The organism is Bacillus sp. JZ105, from assembly GCF_053903125.1.
Genome location: NZ_CP096387.1, coordinates 364,953 through 384,303, shown reverse-complemented (window position 1 = coordinate 384,303; position 19,351 = coordinate 364,953). Strand labels below are relative to the sequence as shown.

Sequence of the window (19,351 nt, the reverse complement as noted above, 5' to 3'; positions counted from 1 at the left end):
GCTTAAAATAGATCCATTAGCTTTTCAAGTTCATCCATGGTGAGGTCCTCATCCCCCACATCACTCGGTGTGATCTGACTCTCATCCTGTGATAGACAATGTGAGATCAATGCCTTCACATTCTTTTCTAGGAGATCCTTGAACTGTTCCATCGTACGTTCTTCGAATTCAAGGTGATGATAGGAAATCGTCACATGGAGCATTGCTTGTTCTACGAAACCAACTATATCCAGCGCATGAGGTTTCTCAGATTCAGGGCTCAGCGATTGTCCTGCATGCCACGGAGAGCGCCTCCATTCACCGCCGCCGATCTGTTCATCAAACTGACCAAGATAGTTAAAGCTGATATCTGGTGTGGCTTGAAAATCAATATCGTCCTTCATCTTGTCAGGCGTTAAGTATTTTAAAACGCCATAGCCGATGCCCTTGTTCGGAATGTGTCTGAGTTCCTCTTTTAAATGCTTAATCTGATAAGAAAGATCATCTGCATGCGACATATCCAATAACACAGGATACATACTAGTAAACCAGCCGATGGTCCGTGATACATTGACCGCAGGAAGGATGTCCTCTCTCCCGTGCCCTTCAAGATGAATAAAGTGCCTGTCTTCACCTGTCCACTCTTTCATGGACAATCCTAATGCCGTCAGCAAAATGTCATTGATTTCTGTTTGGTAGGCTTCATGTACATCCGTCAGCAGACTGCGTGTTTCCTCTTCAGACAATGCAAAACGAATGGTCTGTGTATGAAGCATTCGTTGATCCTCCGTGACATGGTCCTTTTGAAGCGGAGGAACGGAATGCGCAAGCACCTTTTTCCAATACTCTCTTTCCGATAACAGCTCATCTGACACAGCGTATTCAGTCAGCTTCTGGGCATATTCTTGGAAGGAGTGTGTTTTTTCAGGAAGGGTAAGAGTTTCCCCGCGCTTCGACTGTTCATAAAGAGCCATGAAATCTTCAAGGAAAATGCGCCATGACACACCATCAATCACAAGATGGTGTACAGCCAGCAATAAATGATCCCCTTGATCCGTTCGGAAAATGGCAGGTTTCACTAAAGGCCCGTCTGCTAGCGATATACTCGCCTGCACTTCAGTTGCCAGCTTTTCTACCTGCTGGATTTGCTGCGACAGTTCCCCTGTTACGTCCACCACATCAATTGCCACATTGTTTTCCTCGATTCCTCGATGACGCTGGATGACGCGCCCTTCTTCGAGCGGATACACCATTCGCAATGCATCATGATGAATCATGAGCTGCTTCAGTACTTGCTGAACGATTTCCACATCCAAACCATTTGGCGCATGAAGCATAACCGATTGGTTCCAATGATGCTGATTCGTAAAGTTTCGTTCAAAGAACCAGCGCTGAATCGGTGTTAAGATGACTTCTCCTTCGACAGGTGATTGGTCGGCTGTGAGAAGATCGGCTTCTTCAATATATGGGCGCAGCTCTGCAATCGTTGGGTACTGGAATAGAAGTTTCATATCGAGCTTCCAGCCTGCTTGCGTGAGTCTGCTTGCCATTTGGATGCCTTTAATCGAATCTCCGCCAAGGAAGAAGAAGTGATCGTGAATGCCGACTTGGCTGACGCCAAGGACATCTTCCCAAATGCCGCAAAGCAGCGTTTCCACTTCATCTCTTGGGGCTTCGTATACCGTTTGATTCGCTTCGATATCAGGAGCTGGCAATGCTTTGAGATCGACCTTTCCATTGGCCGTCATTGGAAATTGGTCTAGTTTTATGATCCATGATGGCACCATGTATTCTGGTAACGTGCGTTTTAGGCTTTCTTTCAGGGCTGCTGTTTCTTCAGCCGTGATGACATAAGCGATAAGCGCATCTTGATCACCTGCATCTTTGACCGTTGTCACGACGGCTTCTTTGACCGAATCCAGCGTCAGGAGCTGCGCTTCAATTTCTGACAGTTCAATACGGAAGCCGCGGATGTTGACCTGATGGTCTATTCTGCCGAGATAGATCAGCTCACCACCCTCTGTCCATTTCACTAAATCCCCTGTGCGGTACATGCGCTCGCCTGGGTAAAATGGATCTGGGACAAACCGTTTGTCGGTTTCTTCCGGAAGATTCCAGTAGCCTCTTGCCAGTCCTTTTCCGGCAATCACGAGCTCGCCTGGTACGCCTGGCGGCGACAGGTCGTATAAAGAGCCTGTGATGTAAAAACGTGTATTGGCAATCGCTGTTCCAATCGGAATCGTGCCTTGTTCTGGATCGATCATTCCGCTTGTCGCTACGACTGTATTTTCAGTTGGACCGTAGTTATTGACGAGTTTGTATGGAACAGGCTTCACTTGTTTCAGCTTGTCTCCGCCTGTTAGTAAATAGCGTAAAGAATGGTTGTCCATTGACATAAACTGCTCGCATAACTGAGTCGGCAGGAAGGCAATGGTGATGTTTTCTTTATTGAAATACACATTGAGTTTGATCATATCGAGACGAATCGCTTCGTCAATAATGTGCAGCTCTGCGCCGGCAATCCACGTCGGGAACATCTCCCAAATGGAGGCATCGAAGCCAAAGCCGGCATATTTCGCAGTTCGATCGTCTTTCGTCACTTGGAACGCATCATTGTGCCAGAATGCAAGATTCACAAGGGACTGGTGCTCGACCATGACACCCTTCGGCTTTCCTGTCGTCCCAGAGGTGTAAATCATATAAGCGAGATCTGTTGGCTTCACATGAACCTGAATCTCGTGAGCTACTCCTTCTACGGCATCTTCTATGAACAGGACATGACCTGCGAAAGAGTTTGGCGCAGTAAGTCCTTTTTGCATTAGAAGTACCTCTGCCCCGCAGTCTTCAAGCATGTATGCAATACGCTGCGCTGGATAATCTGCATCAATTGGAACAAATGCCGCACCTGCCTTGAGGACGCCAAGGACAGCGGCTGTCATATCAAGGGATGGGCGGGTGAGAATGCCGACGCGGCCGCCTGGTTTTGTGCCGTTTGAGATGAGTCTTGAAGCGACTACATTCGCCCGGCTGTTCAGCTCTTCATACGTCCAGCTCGTTCCGCAGAAGGTGGCTGCTTTTTGGTGCGGCGCTACTTGTGCCTTAGCCTCAATCAGGGCATGAACCGTTTGATCTAACGGGACGTCAAGGTCTGGTCCTGACCATTCATTCAACTGTTTTTGCTGCTGCTGCGGTGACAATAATTGCATTTGATCTAACGATTGATCTGGCGCTGACACCATTTGTTCCAGCAAATGAAGGAAATATTCTTTCCACTTTTCAATTGACGCCTTTTGAAAGATAGAACAATTAAAATCAAACACGAGCTCAATTTGATCTGCGGATTCGTTTCCAGTTAAGGTCAAATCAAATTTGGCAATATTCTCTTCGAATGGCTGTGGAACAATGTGAAGCCCATCCATTGATAAATCACGAATATCCGCATTTTCCATTGAGAATACCACGTCAAAAATTGGATGACGGCTTGTGTCGCGAACCGTTTGCACCTGATCTACCAATTCTTCAAATGGGTACAGCTGATGCTCATTTGCCTCTAACACAAGCTGATGAACATTTGAAGCAAATTCAGCAGCTGTCTGATGTCCTGCTGGTCTTGTTCTAAGTGCCAGCGTGTTCACAAACATGCCGATCACAGATTGAATATCAGGATGGGTTCTGCCAACAACCGGAGAACCAATGATGATATCTTCTTGTCTTGAAAGCTTGCTCAAAAGAATACTGTAGCCAGCAAGCAGGACTGTATAGGTCGTACTGTTGAGCGCTCTAACGAGTTCGTCCAATTTCGCTTTAAGCGAACCTTCGATTGTAAATGAGACACGATCTCCTGCGAATGTTTGCACTTTTGGCCTTGGCAGATCTTCTGGCAGTGCCAGTACAGGCAGCTCCCCTTGTAATTGATCCAGCCAGAAAGCCTCTTCAGCTGCTTTTTGCGCAGCAGATGCCTCACTTTTTGACCAAACTGCATAATCCTTATATTGAACAGGTAATTCCTCTAGTTTGTCTCCTCGATACAGGGCTGATAGCTCCTCAATTAACATGCCAACAGACGCACCATCTGAAATGATATGATGCATGTCAATCAGTAAATAATGGACATTTACGGAGACGGAAACCAGCCCTATTCTGAGTAAAGGCGCTTTTTCTACATCAAATGGCCTGATAAAGTCATTCATTAATTCCTGTATGTCTCGGCCGTTCTGTTCAATATTTTCAATGTCTATAGAGACATTTGTTTCAATCCGTTGAACAGGTTCATTCTCAACAAAATCAAAGCTCGTTCGGAAAGCTTCATGACGTTGGACTAGCTGATCAATTGCCTTTTCAAATCGTTTTTCATCAAAGGCGCCTTCTAGCTTTAAGGCAGCCGGCATATGATAGCTTTGCTCCGCATCAGTCATTTTCTCCAAAACAAACAGTCTTTTCTGAGCAGATGTCACTGGATAATAGGCCGCCTCTTTGGCAACTTCTACTCGCTTGATCTCCGTTTGATCCGCTTGATCAACCGCAAGGGCGAACGCTTCTAATGTTGGGGATTCAAATAAAGACTTCAAAGTGAGCTCCACCTGCATCTCTTCATACAGCCTGTTCAGCATTTTCATGCCGCGCAGCGAATGGCCTCCGCATTCAAAGAAATGATCATGCTTGCCGATTCGCGGCACTTCAAGAACTTCCTCCCAAATGTTCGCCAGCAGACGCTCTGTTTCTGTTTGAGGAGAGGTGTATTCATTTGCCCCCTGCTCACTGAGATCAGGTGCCGGCAGCGCCCTCCTATCGACCTTGCCGTTATTCGTCAAAGGAAGCTCGTCTAATTGCATGAAAAATGCCGGCATCATATATACAGGCAGTTCACGCCCTGCTTGCTCGCGCAAATCAGATAATGAAACAGATCCTTCCGCTGTGAAATACGCACATAAGGTGTCATTCGAAGCAGCAATGACGACAGCTTCCTTCACCTGAGGATGCCGCAGCAGCTGATGTTCAATTTCCCCAAGCTCGATACGCTGTCCGCGAATCTTCACTTGATGATCGATCCGTCCAATGAATTCAATATCTCCATTTGACAGCCAGCGTGCAAGATCGCCCGTTTTATACATGGTCTCTCCAGGGCGGAAAGGATTTTTGACAAACTTTTCGCTTGTTAGTTCTGGCTGCTTATAATATCCTTTCACCAGTCCATCACCAGCGACACATAGCTCTCCCGCCACACCCGGCGGCTGAACATGTCCAAACTCATCTACAATATAAACAGCCGTTTGACTCACTGGCTTTCCGATTGGGATGGATAATGCCTGCTTCTCAATGTGATTCACAGGATAATATGTGGTGAAAATTGTGCTCTCAGAAGGTCCGTACATATGAACAAGCTTGTCTTCCCCAATTGTCTCAAGCGCAGTCACTACATGAGGCACAGAAGCACGTTCTCCGCCAAACAGCACTTTTCTTACGTTTTTCAGGCTGTCTTTTTTCATATCGATGAGTAAGTGAAAAAGAGCTGTTGTGATCATTAAAATACTGACTTTTTCCTTCTCAATCGCTCCAGAAAGCTCATTCATGTTTAAAATATGATCCTTTGGCAGAACAATGAGTTTCGCTCCGTTTAATAAAGCACCAAACACATCAAACATAAAGGCATCAAATACATAGTTTGAGAGGCTCATCACCGTGTCTTCATGATGAATGGTGAGATAATTCGATTGCTTCACCGTTCTCAAAATGTTCCGGTGTGTCACCATATTTCCTTTAGGCTTACCGGTTGTACCTGATGTATAGGTCAAATTCGCCAAGTCCTCAGGTAAAATATGAGCATCTATAGGGCAGTCTGACTGCTGATCAATCGCTTGATCTTCTGTTTCTATGATGGTTCCCTCAAATGCAGTGAGCACCGAGCGATGGCGCAGCACTTGATGTGTCAGTAAGAATTGTGCACCGCTGTCTGTTAAAAAGTGCTTCACGCGCTCATCAGGGAAATCGGGGTCAATTGGTACATAGACACCGCCCGCCTTAAGCACAGCCAAAACAGAGAGCACCATTTCATTGGAACGTTCAAAGAATAGGGCCGCTTTCATCCCTTTTTCAAAACCAGTTTCACGCAAATAATGAGCCAGCTGATTCACTCGGTCATTCAGCTCTTGATAAGAAAGAACCACATCTTCACATTGCAATGCAGGCTGATGACCATGCTGCTGCACCTGTTTTTCAAATTGCGTCACAATGGTTTCTTCTACTGGATAAGGCGAAGGTAACGGATTCCATCTATTTAACTGAGCTTCTGCTTCTTGTTCAGACAGTAATCGATAGGATTGAATAGCTTCCTGCGGCGCTTGAACCATCTGCTCCAGCAGATAAACATAATGTTTCATCATCTGCTCTGCCGTACTTCGTTTAAATAGCGCCGTACTGTAATCAAGTACAAAGGATAAACCTTGATCTGACTCCATCGCTTGCAGTGTTAAATCAAATTTCGCAATATGGAAATTGGTTTCTTCAACCTCGACCATCATGTCTCCAATATGCTGGGCTGCTCCATGATCCGGCGTCAGTGTAAAGACGGTGTCAAACAATGGATGACGGCTAAAATCTCTTGGTACATTCAGCTTTTCAAGCAGCCGTTCAAATGGATATTGCTGATGCTCAAATGCCTGCATTGTCTTTTTCTTTACTTGCTCAATCAACTGAGACATGGTTCCGTTCGGATCAACCTCCGACCGCAAAGCAAGTGTCTGGACAAACATACCGATCATGTCATTCAAATCTGTATGCACACGCCCTGCTGCCGGTGTTCCGACCACGAATTCCTTTTGACCTGTATATTTCGCAAGCAATGTATAATAAGCAGAAAGCAAAACCGTATACAGTGTCGTGTGATGGTTTGCAGCAAGCTCCTGTAATTGATTCTTTAACACTTCATCTATTTCTTTGATGACACGATCACCTGCGAAAGACTGGACAGCTGGACGCTGATAATCGGTCAGCAGCTGTAAAGCCGGAATATCGCCCGAAAATTCTTGCAGCCAAAATGCCTCTTCTTTTTGAAAGCCTTGGTGCTGTTGCCAAACAGCATAATCTTGATATTGAAGCTTCAATGGTGCTTTAACCGATCCCTCGTAAGCATCTGACAGCTCACGCAGCATCAAATCGATCGAAAGACCATCTGAAATCAGATGATGCATATCGAAATAGAGCAAATGCTCCTGATCATGCAATGACTGCAAACCAATTCGAAGAAGCGGTGCACACTCAAGTTCAAAAGGTCTGACAAATTGCTGCATGTTTTCTTCCATCGTACCGTCTGTCAGCTGTTCTATTTGAAAGGACACTGATGAAACGATCCGCTGACGAGGAACACCTTTTATCGTATGAAAAGAAGTGCGCAGCATATCGTGACGTGAGATCAGTCTGTCAAAGGCTTCAGTCAGCTTCTCAAGCTGCAGAGTTCCTTTTAACCTCACAACAGCAGGCATATGATATGCAGTGCTTTGCTCCAATTGACTCACCATGTAGACGCGCTGCTGCGGAGGCGACAATGGATAATGATCGGAAGCCGGCGCTTTTGGTATCACCGTTTCAGAAGACTTTTCTGCTTGCTCAATATATGCAGCTAGAGCAGCAATTGTCTGCTGTTCAAATAAAACGGAGAGCGGCACCTCCACTTGAAAGTCTCGCTGAACCTGTGTAAGTACGGTCATCGCTTTGAGCGAATGCCCGCCTCGATCGAAGAAAGAATCATATACACCGATTTTCTCTTGATCTAGAATGTCTTCCCATAAATGAACAAGCTTCGTTTCTATATCGTTTCTAGGTGCCGTATAAACAGCCTGAACCGCTCTATCACCTTTAAATGCAGCAAGTGCACGACGGTCGACTTTGCCGCTGACTGTGAGTGGAAAAGCATCGAGCTCTTTGAAATAAAGAGGCATCATGTACGCTGGAAGCTGATGTTTGATAGCCGCTTGCAGCATGTCAACAGACACACCTTCATGCCGAGCTTGATAATAAGCACTTAACGCCTTTTCTCCATCCGCTTCGTCAACCACTAGCACGACAGCCTTATCAACTCCATCTACCTGCTCCATCACAGCTTCAATCTCGCCTGTTTCTATCCGGTAACCCCTTATTTTCACTTGATCGTCCATTCTGCCAAGATAATCAATCGTGCCATCCGGAAGCCATCTGACTAGATCCCCCGTTCGATACATCCGCTCATGCGGAGAAAACGGATCTGCTGTGAATACCTTCTCCGTCAATTCAGGCTGATTCACATAGCCTCGCCCAACACCTATACCGGCAATGCACAGTTCTCCTGCTGCCCCATGCAGCTGCAATTGATCATATTCATTTAAAATATAAATACGATGATGACCAAGCGGTTTTCCAATCGTCACATAGCGCTGTTCAGTTGATTCGCTCAGCTCACTGAGATTCAGGCGATGCACCGCCGCATCCACACACGTCTCAGTTGGACCATACACATTCCACAGAGTAAAATCAGGCTGACTCATACGAACCGCTTCGATAAGTGAACGTGCTGCTTTCGCAGGCAGCGCTTCTCCCCCAATCAACATGTGCGTCAATGACAGCCCGTCCAAATCCGCACCAAGTAAAAGCTGCACATGCGCCGGTGTTCCATCTGCCGCTTCAATTTGATGTTTTCTGTAATAAGCCGCTAGTTGCATACCATTTCTCGTCGTTTCTCGCGGGATGATATGAAGCGTATGTCCAAATAAAAGGGCAGCAAAGATTTGTTTGACCGATGCATCGAAATGGAATGGGGCTAGAAGCGCCATTTGTAGCTCATTCGCCCCTTGATAAATCTCATGATGCAAAGCATGGACCAAATGATGAAGCTGAAGATGCTCAATCATGACGCCCTTCGGCTTTCCGGTCGTACCCGATGTATAAATCATGTAGGCTAAATCCTCTGGCGCCGTCTGATCGACGAGCTCAGGCAGCTGTCCATCATCTAATAATATTTGCTGCTGCACGATCAATTTTTCCGAAAGGGCTGGGTGCTCTTGAATGAACGCTTCCTCTGTTAACACAATAGAAGCACCTGAATCTTCCACAATAAATTGAATGCGCTCCTCAGGTAATGCAGGATCAATTGGTACATATGCCCCGCCAGCCTTTAGTATGCCGAATACTGCTGCCATGGCATCTGTCTTCCGCTCCATCAAAACAGCAACAGGCACATCACGTGAGATACCTTTCATTTGTAAAAAACGTGCCAGCTTGTCTGCCTGTTGTTGCAGCTCTCCATAAGTAATTGTTCCATTTTCTGCTACAACGGCTGTCCGGTCTGCATATTTGTTGGCTGTCTCATCAAACATGTGATGAACCGATTTTGCTGCTGGCCTTTCAAACGATTCTCCTTCAGATAATTGCAGCAGCTCCTTTTGTTCACCTGCTGAAAGTAAAGGCAGTGTCCCGATCAGCTGATCAGGCTGAGAGACGGCCGCTTCTAGTAATATCAAGAATCGATCAAACATCTTACTCATTTCTTCTTCTGTGAATACATCTGTACGGTAATCCAAATCAATGGTCAATGTATCAGTATCCCAGCGGTCTTTCACATGGATTGAAATATCATTCATTCCGCTCCCGCTAAAAATCGGTTCAGTAATGAACGACAGATTCTCTTTTTTCTGCCACTGCATCACCTGATACTCTAAAGAAATATCAAAAAGGCGTCCTGTAAACCCTTCTCTTTCCCGCAAATCATTCATGAGCAAATTGTAAGGGTACTTTTGGTGTCGCAAGATCTTCATTTGATCCGCCATGACCTGCTTTACGAAATCAAGAAACGATTGCGACCCTTGAACAGATGCACGCATTGGAATCGTCGATACAAACATCCCAATCATCTTTTTTTCTTTGGCATTCGTCCGGTTGCCCATAAAGGTTCCAAGAACGACATCCTCCATACCGCTAAAGCGATGTAAGTAAATATAGACAGTGGACATAAACATCGAAAGCATACTGACTTTCTGTTCTTCACAAAAAACACGAAGCTTCTCCTTTAAAGAATCTGGAACATCCCCTGAAAATCGCTCCGCATGCAAACTCATCTCGTATCCCTTATGCGGTTTTAAAGATGCGAAGTCTGGAATATGAGCAAATTGCTCATTCCAAAAAGCTTGGTCTTTTTGAAAACGTTTAGAAGATTCATAGGTCTGCTCACTCATGATGTGATCAACGAAGGAAATCTCCTCAACTGGCGAGATGTCTACTCCTTGCAGCATGTCATGATATAAATCAATAATGCGATTTCCCATTAAAATGATGGAAATACCATCCGCGACAATATGATGTGCTTTACAGAACAGCCAGCACTCTTGATCACTGATTTGAAACACCGTAAATTCAATCAAAGGGCTGTCAATCAATGGCATCGGCTCACGAATCTGCTCGTTTGCCCAAGCCCTTACTTCCTCTTCACTCCAGCCCTTTTCCATGCGAATCGGCTGTTTTTCATAAGATTTGATATATTGAACAGGCTCCTCCTGTTCATCTCGATACACGAGCCTCAGCCGAAGAGAGTCAGTTTGTCGAATGTACACTTGAAGCACATCGACGACCAAAGAAGGATCGAGACCAGATGCTGATCTCAACCTGGCGAATCCACCCAAATTAGAAATACTTGTACCTGGATAAAATCTTTCCGTGTAGAATACTCGCTTTTGCGCATGTGTTAAGGGATAATAAACTGTATTCATTCTCATCCTCCGCCTCTTCTATGTTTTCTCCACCAATTTCACCCTGCACCCTCTATACCAAAAGAACCAAGTCTATTTCATTAAAATAGACGCTTTAACAGAAAAGGAGCCCACCCCGAATAAAACGGAGGGACTCCCATTTTCATTCGGTAGCCTGCCGACCTTAGCAAAAAAAGAATCATTTACCTTAGGACATGGCTTTGCGTCTCTATGTTTCCATAGATTTGCCTTTTTCTTCTTTTCTTTTAGATATTTTCTATTTACGTCCACTTTATATGAAAATATTGTTTTTTTCACCGAAAAATAGGTGTAAAGATTCATGCGTTATACCGAAGGGATCCTATGAGAATTGACGATATTTACCGAAAATAACTAATAATAGTTGCGTTCAACCGAAAATAATCGACTAAATACCGCAAAAATTTCATATTTTTCCTTAAAATTTGAAAATATGCCCGAAAATGTAGGATAGAGGTCTCCTTGCGTTCCCCGCAAATTCTTAAATCTTAAGAACTACATTCCCTAAAAAAATGAATTTTTTTACTGTAAAAACAACACAAAAAAAGAGCTGTCATTTCAAATGACAACCCCTTGTTTCTTCATTATATTTACATCACCTTAGACAGACCAATCGTTTTTTCAATAATGAGCAGCGCAATGATAGAAATGATAATAAATATGACAGATATCGCATTGACACTTGGATCAAAGGTCTGCTCAATGTAATTAAAGGTCCTGACAGGAATTGTAATGGTTTGAGGAGAGGAAACGAACAAACTGATCGATATTTCCCCAAATGACGTCACAGCTGAAAACACCCCTCCTGCAATGATTCCCGGCTTAATCAAAGGCAATGTGACTCGAAAAAACGTGCGGATGGGTCCTGCGCCAAGATTCATTGAAGCCAGCTCAAGCCGCGGATCTAAATTCGAAACACTCACGCCTACCGTTCGAACCACATAGGGAAAACCAATGATGACGTGACCAATGACGAGCGCCCACAAAGACCCTGTAAAACCCATAGCCGTAAACAAGTAAAGCATTGCAATCCCTAACACCACCTGAGGAATCATGAGAGGTGACATTATGAATGCTTGGACAGCCTCCTTTCCCTTAAAGGAAAGCCTTGCTAAAGCATACGAAGCCATTGTCCCTAAAAGAACCGTGAGAGGCGTCACAATGAACAGCAGAATCACACTGATCCGAAGAGATTCCATCCATTCTGGATTTGACACGACCTCATGAAACCAGCGAACAGAGAAAGAAGTCGGTGGAAATTCAGGAAAGGCATTTGGACTAAAAGCAGATAGGACGATCACAAGAACAGGTATGGTTAAAAAAAGATAAACCAATGACCCAAGAGTCCAAATCAAGATGGAAAGCAAGCGGTCACCTATTGACTTTTTACGCATGCATCCTCACCTCCCAACGCTTCAATAAATAGCTTAATAGACTGACTACCACAAGCACACAAACCAATAATGTAAAGGACATAGCCGCAGCAAGTGGTAGATTATATACCTGCATCACCTGCTGATAAATTGACAGCGGCAGCAGCGGCTGCATCCGTCCCCCGACTAACAGCGGGGTGATATAACTTCCTGCTGCCAGTGAGAAGACGATGATCGCACCAGTCACCATGCCTGGAATGGTCAGTGGTAAGGTGACATGAAAAAAGGTTCGAATCCGGCCAGCTCCAAGACTCATAGAAGCTGGTCTTAAGTGACGATCCATATCGGTTAAGCTTGTTGCGATCGGCAGTACTGCAAATGGCAGCATGACTTGGACATAGGCAAGAATGACTGCATTCATATTCCACAGCATGGAGAGCGGCTTCTCAATTACATGTAAATCTAGTAACATGCCATTGATCAGACCATTTTGCGAAAGAAGAACAATCCAAGCAAACGTCCGAATCACAACACTTGTCAAAAGCGGCGACACAAGTAGGATATAGAAAAATGCCCGCAGACGCGGATTAGGTGCTTTGACGAGCACGTATGCTGCGGGGTATGCCATCAATAAACAAATCACCGTTGTCTGCAAAGCCACCCACACAGTACTTCCAATCGCCTTTACATATGCATCTGTCGTGAACACATGGATATATTGAGAAAAGCTATACGTTTGTAATGTATTCATCATCGAATCGACATCACGAAAACTGAGAACGAGCATCATCACCAGCGGAGCTAATAAAAATACAACAAGAAACAAACAGGCTGGAAGCAGCATAAACCAATGAAATCGTTGATTCTTTTTCTTGATTCGCATCACGTATGCACCTTCGAATCTAAGAAAACGATATCTTCAGGCTGCCAATGGATATGGACGGTTTCTCCAACTTCAGGCAGCTCGGGAAATGCCGCATCAGAAGCATGGACAATGATTTCACCATTATCAAGTCCCACAACCAAACGTAATGAGTGCCCAATATAACTCACATCTGACAGCACGCCTGATACATGGTTTGGCTGAACTTCCTCCTGCTCAGAAGAGATGCTGATTCTTTCAGGACGCAGCATAAGCAGTTGCTTTTCCCTCTTCTCTTGATGTGCCGCAGCCTGCAGCTGAAGATGCTGACCGTTTGAATGGTTGAAATGCGGAACCGTAAATACAGCATCAGCTTCATTGTAGACGGCCTCAAAGATGTTCACCTGTCCGATGAATTCAGCTACAAATCGATTGTTTGGCTGGCGGTACACCTCTAAAGGCGTCCCAATCTGCTGAATTCTTCCCTCTCCTAAAATTCCAACCCGATCAGAAAGGCTTAAGGCTTCCTCTTGATCATGTGTCACAAGAATGGTTGTTATCCCGACATTCCTTTGAATATTTCGCAGCTCTGTCTGCATGTTTTTTCTTAGTTTGGCATCCAGGTTGCTGAGCGGTTCATCAAGAAGAAGAACAGACGGCTGAATCGCCAGCGCTCTTGCAATCGCTACCCGCTGCTGCTGACCACCGCTTAATTGGTGGGGCATCCGTTTCGCAAATGCCTCTAATTGAACAAGAGACAAGCTTTCCATCACCTTCTCTTTAATTTCCGCCTTCTTTTTCTTTTGAACCTTTAGCCCATACGCCACATTATCAAATACAGTCAGATGCGGAAAAAGTGCATAGCTTTGAAAGACCATACCTGTTTTTCTTTGGTAGGGCGGCAAAGCTGTCACATCCTGATCACCAATATAGACAACGCCTTTTGTTGGTTCTAAAAAACCGCCAATGATGTTTAATAACGTTGATTTTCCGCAGCCGCTGGGACCAAGAAGGGAGAAAAACTCTCCCTCATTCACCTTAAGACTGACATCGTTGAGAGCAATCTGCTCACCGAAGTGCTGACTGATGTGTTCTAAATGAATTCCACTCATGCGATCACCTATTTTCCTCCGCCTAATACTTCGTTCCATCGATTTGTCCAATTGCCAAGCTCAGAGGTCGCTGTTTCATAATCTACCCAAGTCAGCTTGCTGTAATAATTTTCTCCAACTTTCACTTTCCCCTTAATCTTGTCATTGTATTTCACATCAGAATTCGACATGCCATAATAAGATTTTTCCGAGAATGCCTCCTGAGCTTCTTTTCCGCTCAAGTAGTTTAATAGTTTGTACGCCGCTTCTTCGTGCTGATTCCCCTTCGTTAAAGCCCAGCTCGCAACAGCTGCAACAGCGCCTTCTTTCGGATATGAGAAACCAATATCCATTCCTTCTTCTTCAAGTGCAAATACTCGCCCGTCCCAATATGGAACAGCCGCGACATCCCCACGTTCTAACAAAGTTTGAATCGATCCTGGGTTATCTGGAAAAGCAGCTACATGACCTTTTAATTGCGCGAGACTCTTAAATGCTTTATCAATATCCTTAGGATTTGATTCTATCCCCCCTTGCGCATGAACAAGTGCAGAGAAAAATTGCAAACCGGCTGAATAAGTCGGAGATGAAATGGCTACCTTCCCTTTCAGCTGACTGCTCCATAGGTCAGTCCAGCTGTTTGGTTCCTGCTTGACGAGGTCTTTTCTATAAGCAATTCCAAGCTGCCCCATACTAAAGCCTGCTGCATATTGTTTTCCATTCACAGTAAGCTTCTTTTGGACAGAACGGTAAAGCTTTTTGACGTTCGGCGCTTGATCTTCATCAATAGGCGCAAGAACGTTTGCCGCGATACCTCTTTGAATCGTATCAGGCTGTAAAATTAGCAAGTCATATGGTGGATTTTTCCCATTTGACGCTTTTAATTTTGTAAACCATTCAGAATCCGCCCCAGAGACGGTCTGCACTTTAATTCCCGTATCTTTTTCAAACTTTTCGAGGATTGGTTTAATATTCTTTTCCCAATCGCCTCCATATACACCAACAATCACAGTCTGCTGCTGTTTGCCTTGATCCTTTCCATTTCCACCACAAGCGGCCAGCAGTACAACGATTGATAGGATACCTGCAAAAATCGCAATTAATCTTCTTTTCATGTTTCATTTCCCCCTTTTTGTCCATTCATTTGACGAAGTGCTTGCGTAATATCTTCCTTTGTTAACGGCTCATTTCTATGACTGAAATGTTGATGAACTGCATGTTTATAGTGCGTACGTTCGTTAGCCGGATAGGAACGAAGCTGAACGGCCAGCTCACTGCTGGCTTCGTCCGTCCATACTTTCTCATAAGCTGCTCTGTGTTCTCCGAAATCCCACACGTCAGCAGATGCAGAAACATCAACCTTTTCACGCACCTTGCTCGTCTGCTCCTCATCAATCTTCCATTCATTTTGGTCTAAATACACTTTCACACCATATTGCTGCAGCGCTCTTTCTTCACTTAATAGACCTGCTTCCACTTCCTGAAGGACTTTTTCTTTCTTTCTGGCAAATGGATTCCCCCAGCCGCCTCCACTTGGTGAAATCAATTGAACGATATCGCCTTTTTCAAGTCGCAGAACATCTATTTTGGGCTGGTCTTGTTTCTTACCATTAGCTGTGATCAGCTTGACCTCACCAACCGATCCTGCTCGGCCGCCCATTAATCCCCAAGGCTGAAACTTCATCCGTTCCATTCCTCGTGCTGTCACCATCGATTCAGGCTTCATCATTTCAAATTCCAAACCAATCGCATGTCCGCCCCGATTTTCACCAGCTCCACCTGTATTCGGCAGAAGCTCATATCGGTGAACATGAATATCAATATGCTGCTCCAAACTCTCAATTGGGGTATTCTTCAAAAAGCCTGACGAATGATCAATACCGTCCACTCCATCAGTACCATTTTGAGCACCTCCGCCTCCGCCTAATGGTTCGACAACGGACATTTTCCTGCCACCCGTTTGATCATCAGGTACAGAGAGAACCACAATGGCAGATTGACCTGCACCTGCTGCCGGCACTGCTTCAGGCAACAGCTTACCAATGGCGCCCAGCACGACATTGTACAGCCTCATCGTAATCGAGTGACGAATCCCGACAGAAGCCGGGTATTCTGGATGCACCAGCGTTCCTTTAGGAGAGATCACGTCAATTGGATACGTTATTCCACCATTAATCGGTATAAAAGGATCCTTACTAATGATGTAATTAATCAACCCTTGATAAAGAAAGGAATGTTTCTGACCATTGGTAACAAGGTTAAAGGCTGTTTTTACTTGGGGATCACACTCAGAAAAATCGAGCTTCAGCCGTTTCCCTTTGATCGTTAGCTTGATTTTCAACCGAATAGGGACGTCTGAGATCATATCATCATCTAAATAATCAGCAAATTCACTCGTTCCATCCGGTATAGCTTCAATGACCTTTCCAGCACGATCCTCGGCTTGCTTCAGCAAGTCTATCATTCCTTGTTTCACTTCGTTTTTTCCGAATTTCTCAATCATTTCTTTTAACCGAATATCTGCTGTATTCACTGCAGCAATCATCGCATTGATATCACCATCATTTAGATGACTAGCGCGGCTGTTAGCTCTTAAAAAGGTACGTACGACCTGATTCTCTTTTCCGCCTTCATAAATTTTTACTGGCGGAATTCTTAATCCTTCTTGATGAACATCCGTTGCTGTCGGTGAAATACTCGAAGGCACAAGTCCACCCACATCACTGACATGAACAAAAGACCAAGCATAGCTTACGATTTCATCATCTACAAAAATCGGCTTAATGATATGGACATCTGGCAGGTGAGTCGCCAAACCATCTGTCGTATAAGGATCATTAGTGATGATAATGTCTCCTGGCTGCATCGGCCCGCTTTCTTCAATCGCCTTTTTTAGACTCAGCCCTAAAAAGATCGTCACACCCACTGTCTTCGGATAAACAAAGAAATCTCCAGAAGGCGTGGCTAATGCTGTCGCAAAGTCAGCAGATTCTTTGACGAAGGTCGTAAATGACGTTCGTTCAATGACATGTCCCATGCCTGATGCAATCGCATTAAAATAACTGCGCATCATCTCAAGCTTTGCTGGATCAGTTCTCATAAAGCTGCCTCCTTTGAAATCACTAAGTTACCTGATGGATCAATGCTACCTGCCCAGTTTGGCAAAATTAATGTTGTTGTATCATCCTGCTCAATAACGGCTGGTCCATTTACAATAGAACCTACTGACAGAGTATCCCGGTTATAAACCGGTGCTTCGTATTCTTTTTCCTCTATAAAGATTCGTCTATATTCATATGGTTTCAAAGACTGTCCGCTGCTTTCATGAACAGGTGAAAAAGGCAGCGGAGGCGTCTCGCCTATGACTCGAACGCGTAAATGAGTAAACTCGATGTTTGCCTGATCATCCCTATGACCATATTGTTGTTGATGCAGTTTGTGAAAGGCTTCAATGAGTTGGTGGATGTCTTGTTCTTGTTTTAGCCAATCAATCGATAATGGCAATTCAATCTCAAATGCCTGTCCTTGATAACGTGCGTCTGCTAATAATAGAATGGATGTCTGATTGATATGCTGAATGTCCTGCTGGCTGACCCAATCAGTCGCTTTTCGCGACAGCTTCTCATAATCTTGTTTTAGTTGGTTGATCGAATAGTCTTGTAAGCATATTTTCTTCGACAGCACCGCATCATGAATAAAGTCAGCGGTCAGAGCACCTAATGCACATAATGTACCCGGACTTGGAGGAACAATCACATTTTTCGCATGAATTTCTCTCGCAAGAAAATTCGCCACAACCGGCCCTGCTCCGCCAAACGCCAGCAAACTAAAATCTCTAGGGTCAAATCCTTGCTGCTCCATCACATTGCTTAATTCTGTGTACATATTGGCTACGGCTACTTGAATGAGCTGGTCAGCAGCCTCTTCAACCGTTTTGTTGAGCTGATCAGCAATTGGCTGAAAGGCCTTTTTCGCCGCAGACAACTGTAATTGTAAATGTCCTCCGGCAAAACGTTCTTGATTGAGATAACCGCATATAAGAAACGCATCAGTTAAAGCTGCTTTTTCTCCCTTTCCATACGAAGCTGGTCCCGGATTTGAGCCAACTGATTCTGGCCCCGCTTTTAGAAGTCCGCCCTGATCAATCCATGCTACCGAACCTCCTCCTGCTCCTATTGAATACATCGCAACAGATGGGAGAATAATCGGAAAGCCTGAAAGCTGATTGGATTGCGCCATTGTAGGCTGTCCATTTTGAATAATCGAGATATCTGCACTCGTCCCCCCGACATCAAAAGTGATCAAGTTGGGTTCACTAGCTGATGCTGCAATTCTCGCCGCACCGATGACACCAGCTGCCGGACCAGAAAAGAGAGTCTTAACAGGCGAAGTTGCCGCACTTTCTGCATCCATTAAACCACCATTTGATTGTGTAATGTATGGAGAAATTGGTACACCTTCTTCCTTCAAACGACTTTTCAGTGTTTGTAAATACTGTTTCACCTTTGGTTGAATGTACAAATTAACGACAGACATCACTGTACGCTCGTATTCCCTCATTTGAGGCCATAATTCAGATGAAGTAAGGACTTCTAACTGTGGATAATGATGATTGATATAGGCTTTTGCCTGTAATTCATGAACTGGGTTTTGATAACTATGTAAAAAAGAAATGACGATACCTGCTAGATTTTTAGATATAACATGCTGGACTGCATCATCTAACTGCTGCAGATGGAGAGGGTTTTTGATCGTACCATCGTGTATCAACCTTTCAGAGATTGGATATACATGCTTCCGAGGTATCAATGGTTCTGGCAAACGAGAATTGAAGTCATAAGGAATGGGTAGTCGTAAACGTTGAAGTGACAATATATCTTGAAATCCTTCTGTCACAAAAAGAGCTAAATCTGCTCCTTTTCGCTGCAATAATGTATTAAGACCGATTGTCATTCCGTGAACGAGGTATTGGATGTTGGATAAATCAACACCTCTTTTTTTTAGAAGATTTAACCCATTGATAATACCTTGGGCTGGGTCATCAGTCACTGTGGGTGTCTTGAGTTCAGTCAGCTCCCCTGTTGCTTCATTTATCAACGATAAATCAGTAAATGTTCCGCCTATGTCTATTCCGAGCCGGTATGAGACATCCGCCATTTGTACTTCCCTCCTACAATGTAATTAGAATCATATTTTGATAAATTACGACATTTTTTGATATTTGACTCCATATTATTAAAGCAGATCGGTCTAGTCAATTTTATTTTTTTGAAATTTCTGTGTGTTAAATTCTTGAAA

General features: G+C 44.4%; 7 protein-coding genes and 1 riboswitch. All 7 genes read right to left on the bottom strand.

The window, feature by feature from the left end:
- Positions 1–2 precede the first annotated feature (2 nt).
- Positions 3–10,709, bottom strand: a complete 10,707-nt coding sequence (locus M1D81_RS01970) for an amino acid adenylation domain-containing protein (protein WP_456265790.1) — start codon at positions 10,707–10,709, stop codon at positions 3–5.
- 145 nt (positions 10,710–10,854) lie between these two features.
- A riboswitch (cyclic di-GMP riboswitch) is annotated at positions 10,855–10,948 on the bottom strand.
- Positions 10,949–11,317: 369 nt separating this feature from the next.
- Positions 11,318–12,121 carry an ABC transporter permease gene (locus M1D81_RS01965; protein WP_456265791.1) on the bottom strand — a complete coding sequence of 268 codons (804 nt, stop codon included), beginning with the start codon at positions 12,119–12,121 and terminating at the stop codon, positions 11,318–11,320.
- Positions 12,114–12,983 (bottom strand): ABC transporter permease, encoded by an 870-nt coding sequence (locus M1D81_RS01960; protein ID WP_456265792.1) that lies wholly within the window; start codon positions 12,981–12,983, stop codon positions 12,114–12,116. The genes M1D81_RS01965 and M1D81_RS01960 overlap by 8 nt, the downstream gene beginning before the upstream one ends.
- Positions 12,983–14,074 (bottom strand): ABC transporter ATP-binding protein, encoded by a 1,092-nt coding sequence (locus tag M1D81_RS01955; RefSeq protein ID WP_456265793.1) that lies wholly within the window; start codon positions 14,072–14,074, stop codon positions 12,983–12,985. The genes M1D81_RS01960 and M1D81_RS01955 overlap by 1 nt, the downstream gene beginning before the upstream one ends.
- Before the next feature lie 8 nt (positions 14,075–14,082).
- Positions 14,083–15,168: an ABC transporter substrate-binding protein gene (locus tag M1D81_RS01950; RefSeq protein WP_456265794.1), complete on the bottom strand. Its 1,086-nt coding sequence runs from the start codon at positions 15,166–15,168 to the stop codon at positions 14,083–14,085.
- On the bottom strand, positions 15,165–17,153 hold the full coding sequence (locus M1D81_RS01945; RefSeq protein WP_456265795.1) for a hydantoinase B/oxoprolinase family protein: 1,989 nt from the start codon (positions 17,151–17,153) through the stop codon (positions 15,165–15,167). The genes M1D81_RS01950 and M1D81_RS01945 overlap by 4 nt, the downstream gene beginning before the upstream one ends.
- Positions 17,150–19,210 (bottom strand): hydantoinase/oxoprolinase family protein, encoded by a 2,061-nt coding sequence (locus M1D81_RS01940; RefSeq protein ID WP_456265796.1) that lies wholly within the window; start codon positions 19,208–19,210, stop codon positions 17,150–17,152. The genes M1D81_RS01945 and M1D81_RS01940 overlap by 4 nt, the downstream gene beginning before the upstream one ends.
- Between the last annotated feature and the right edge of the window lie 141 nt (positions 19,211–19,351).

Bases quoted from the DNA above. Each gene is read 5' to 3' on its own strand.
- M1D81_RS01945 (WP_456265795.1), bottom strand. From the start codon at position 17,153: ATGAGAACTGATCCAGCAAAGCTTGAGATGATGCGCAGTTATTTTAAT.
- M1D81_RS01970 (WP_456265790.1), bottom strand. From the start codon at position 10,709: ATGAATACAGTTTATTATCCCTTAACACATGCGCAAAAGCGAGTATTC.
- M1D81_RS01955 (WP_456265793.1), bottom strand. From the start codon at position 14,074: ATGAGTGGAATTCATTTAGAACACATCAGTCAGCACTTCGGTGAGCAG.
- M1D81_RS01940 (WP_456265796.1), bottom strand. From the start codon at position 19,210: ATGGCGGATGTCTCATACCGGCTCGGAATAGACATAGGCGGAACATTT.
- M1D81_RS01960 (WP_456265792.1), bottom strand. From the start codon at position 12,983: ATGCGAATCAAGAAAAAGAATCAACGATTTCATTGGTTTATGCTGCTT.
- M1D81_RS01950 (WP_456265794.1), bottom strand. From the start codon at position 15,168: ATGAAAAGAAGATTAATTGCGATTTTTGCAGGTATCCTATCAATCGTT.
- M1D81_RS01965 (WP_456265791.1), bottom strand. From the start codon at position 12,121: ATGCGTAAAAAGTCAATAGGTGACCGCTTGCTTTCCATCTTGATTTGG.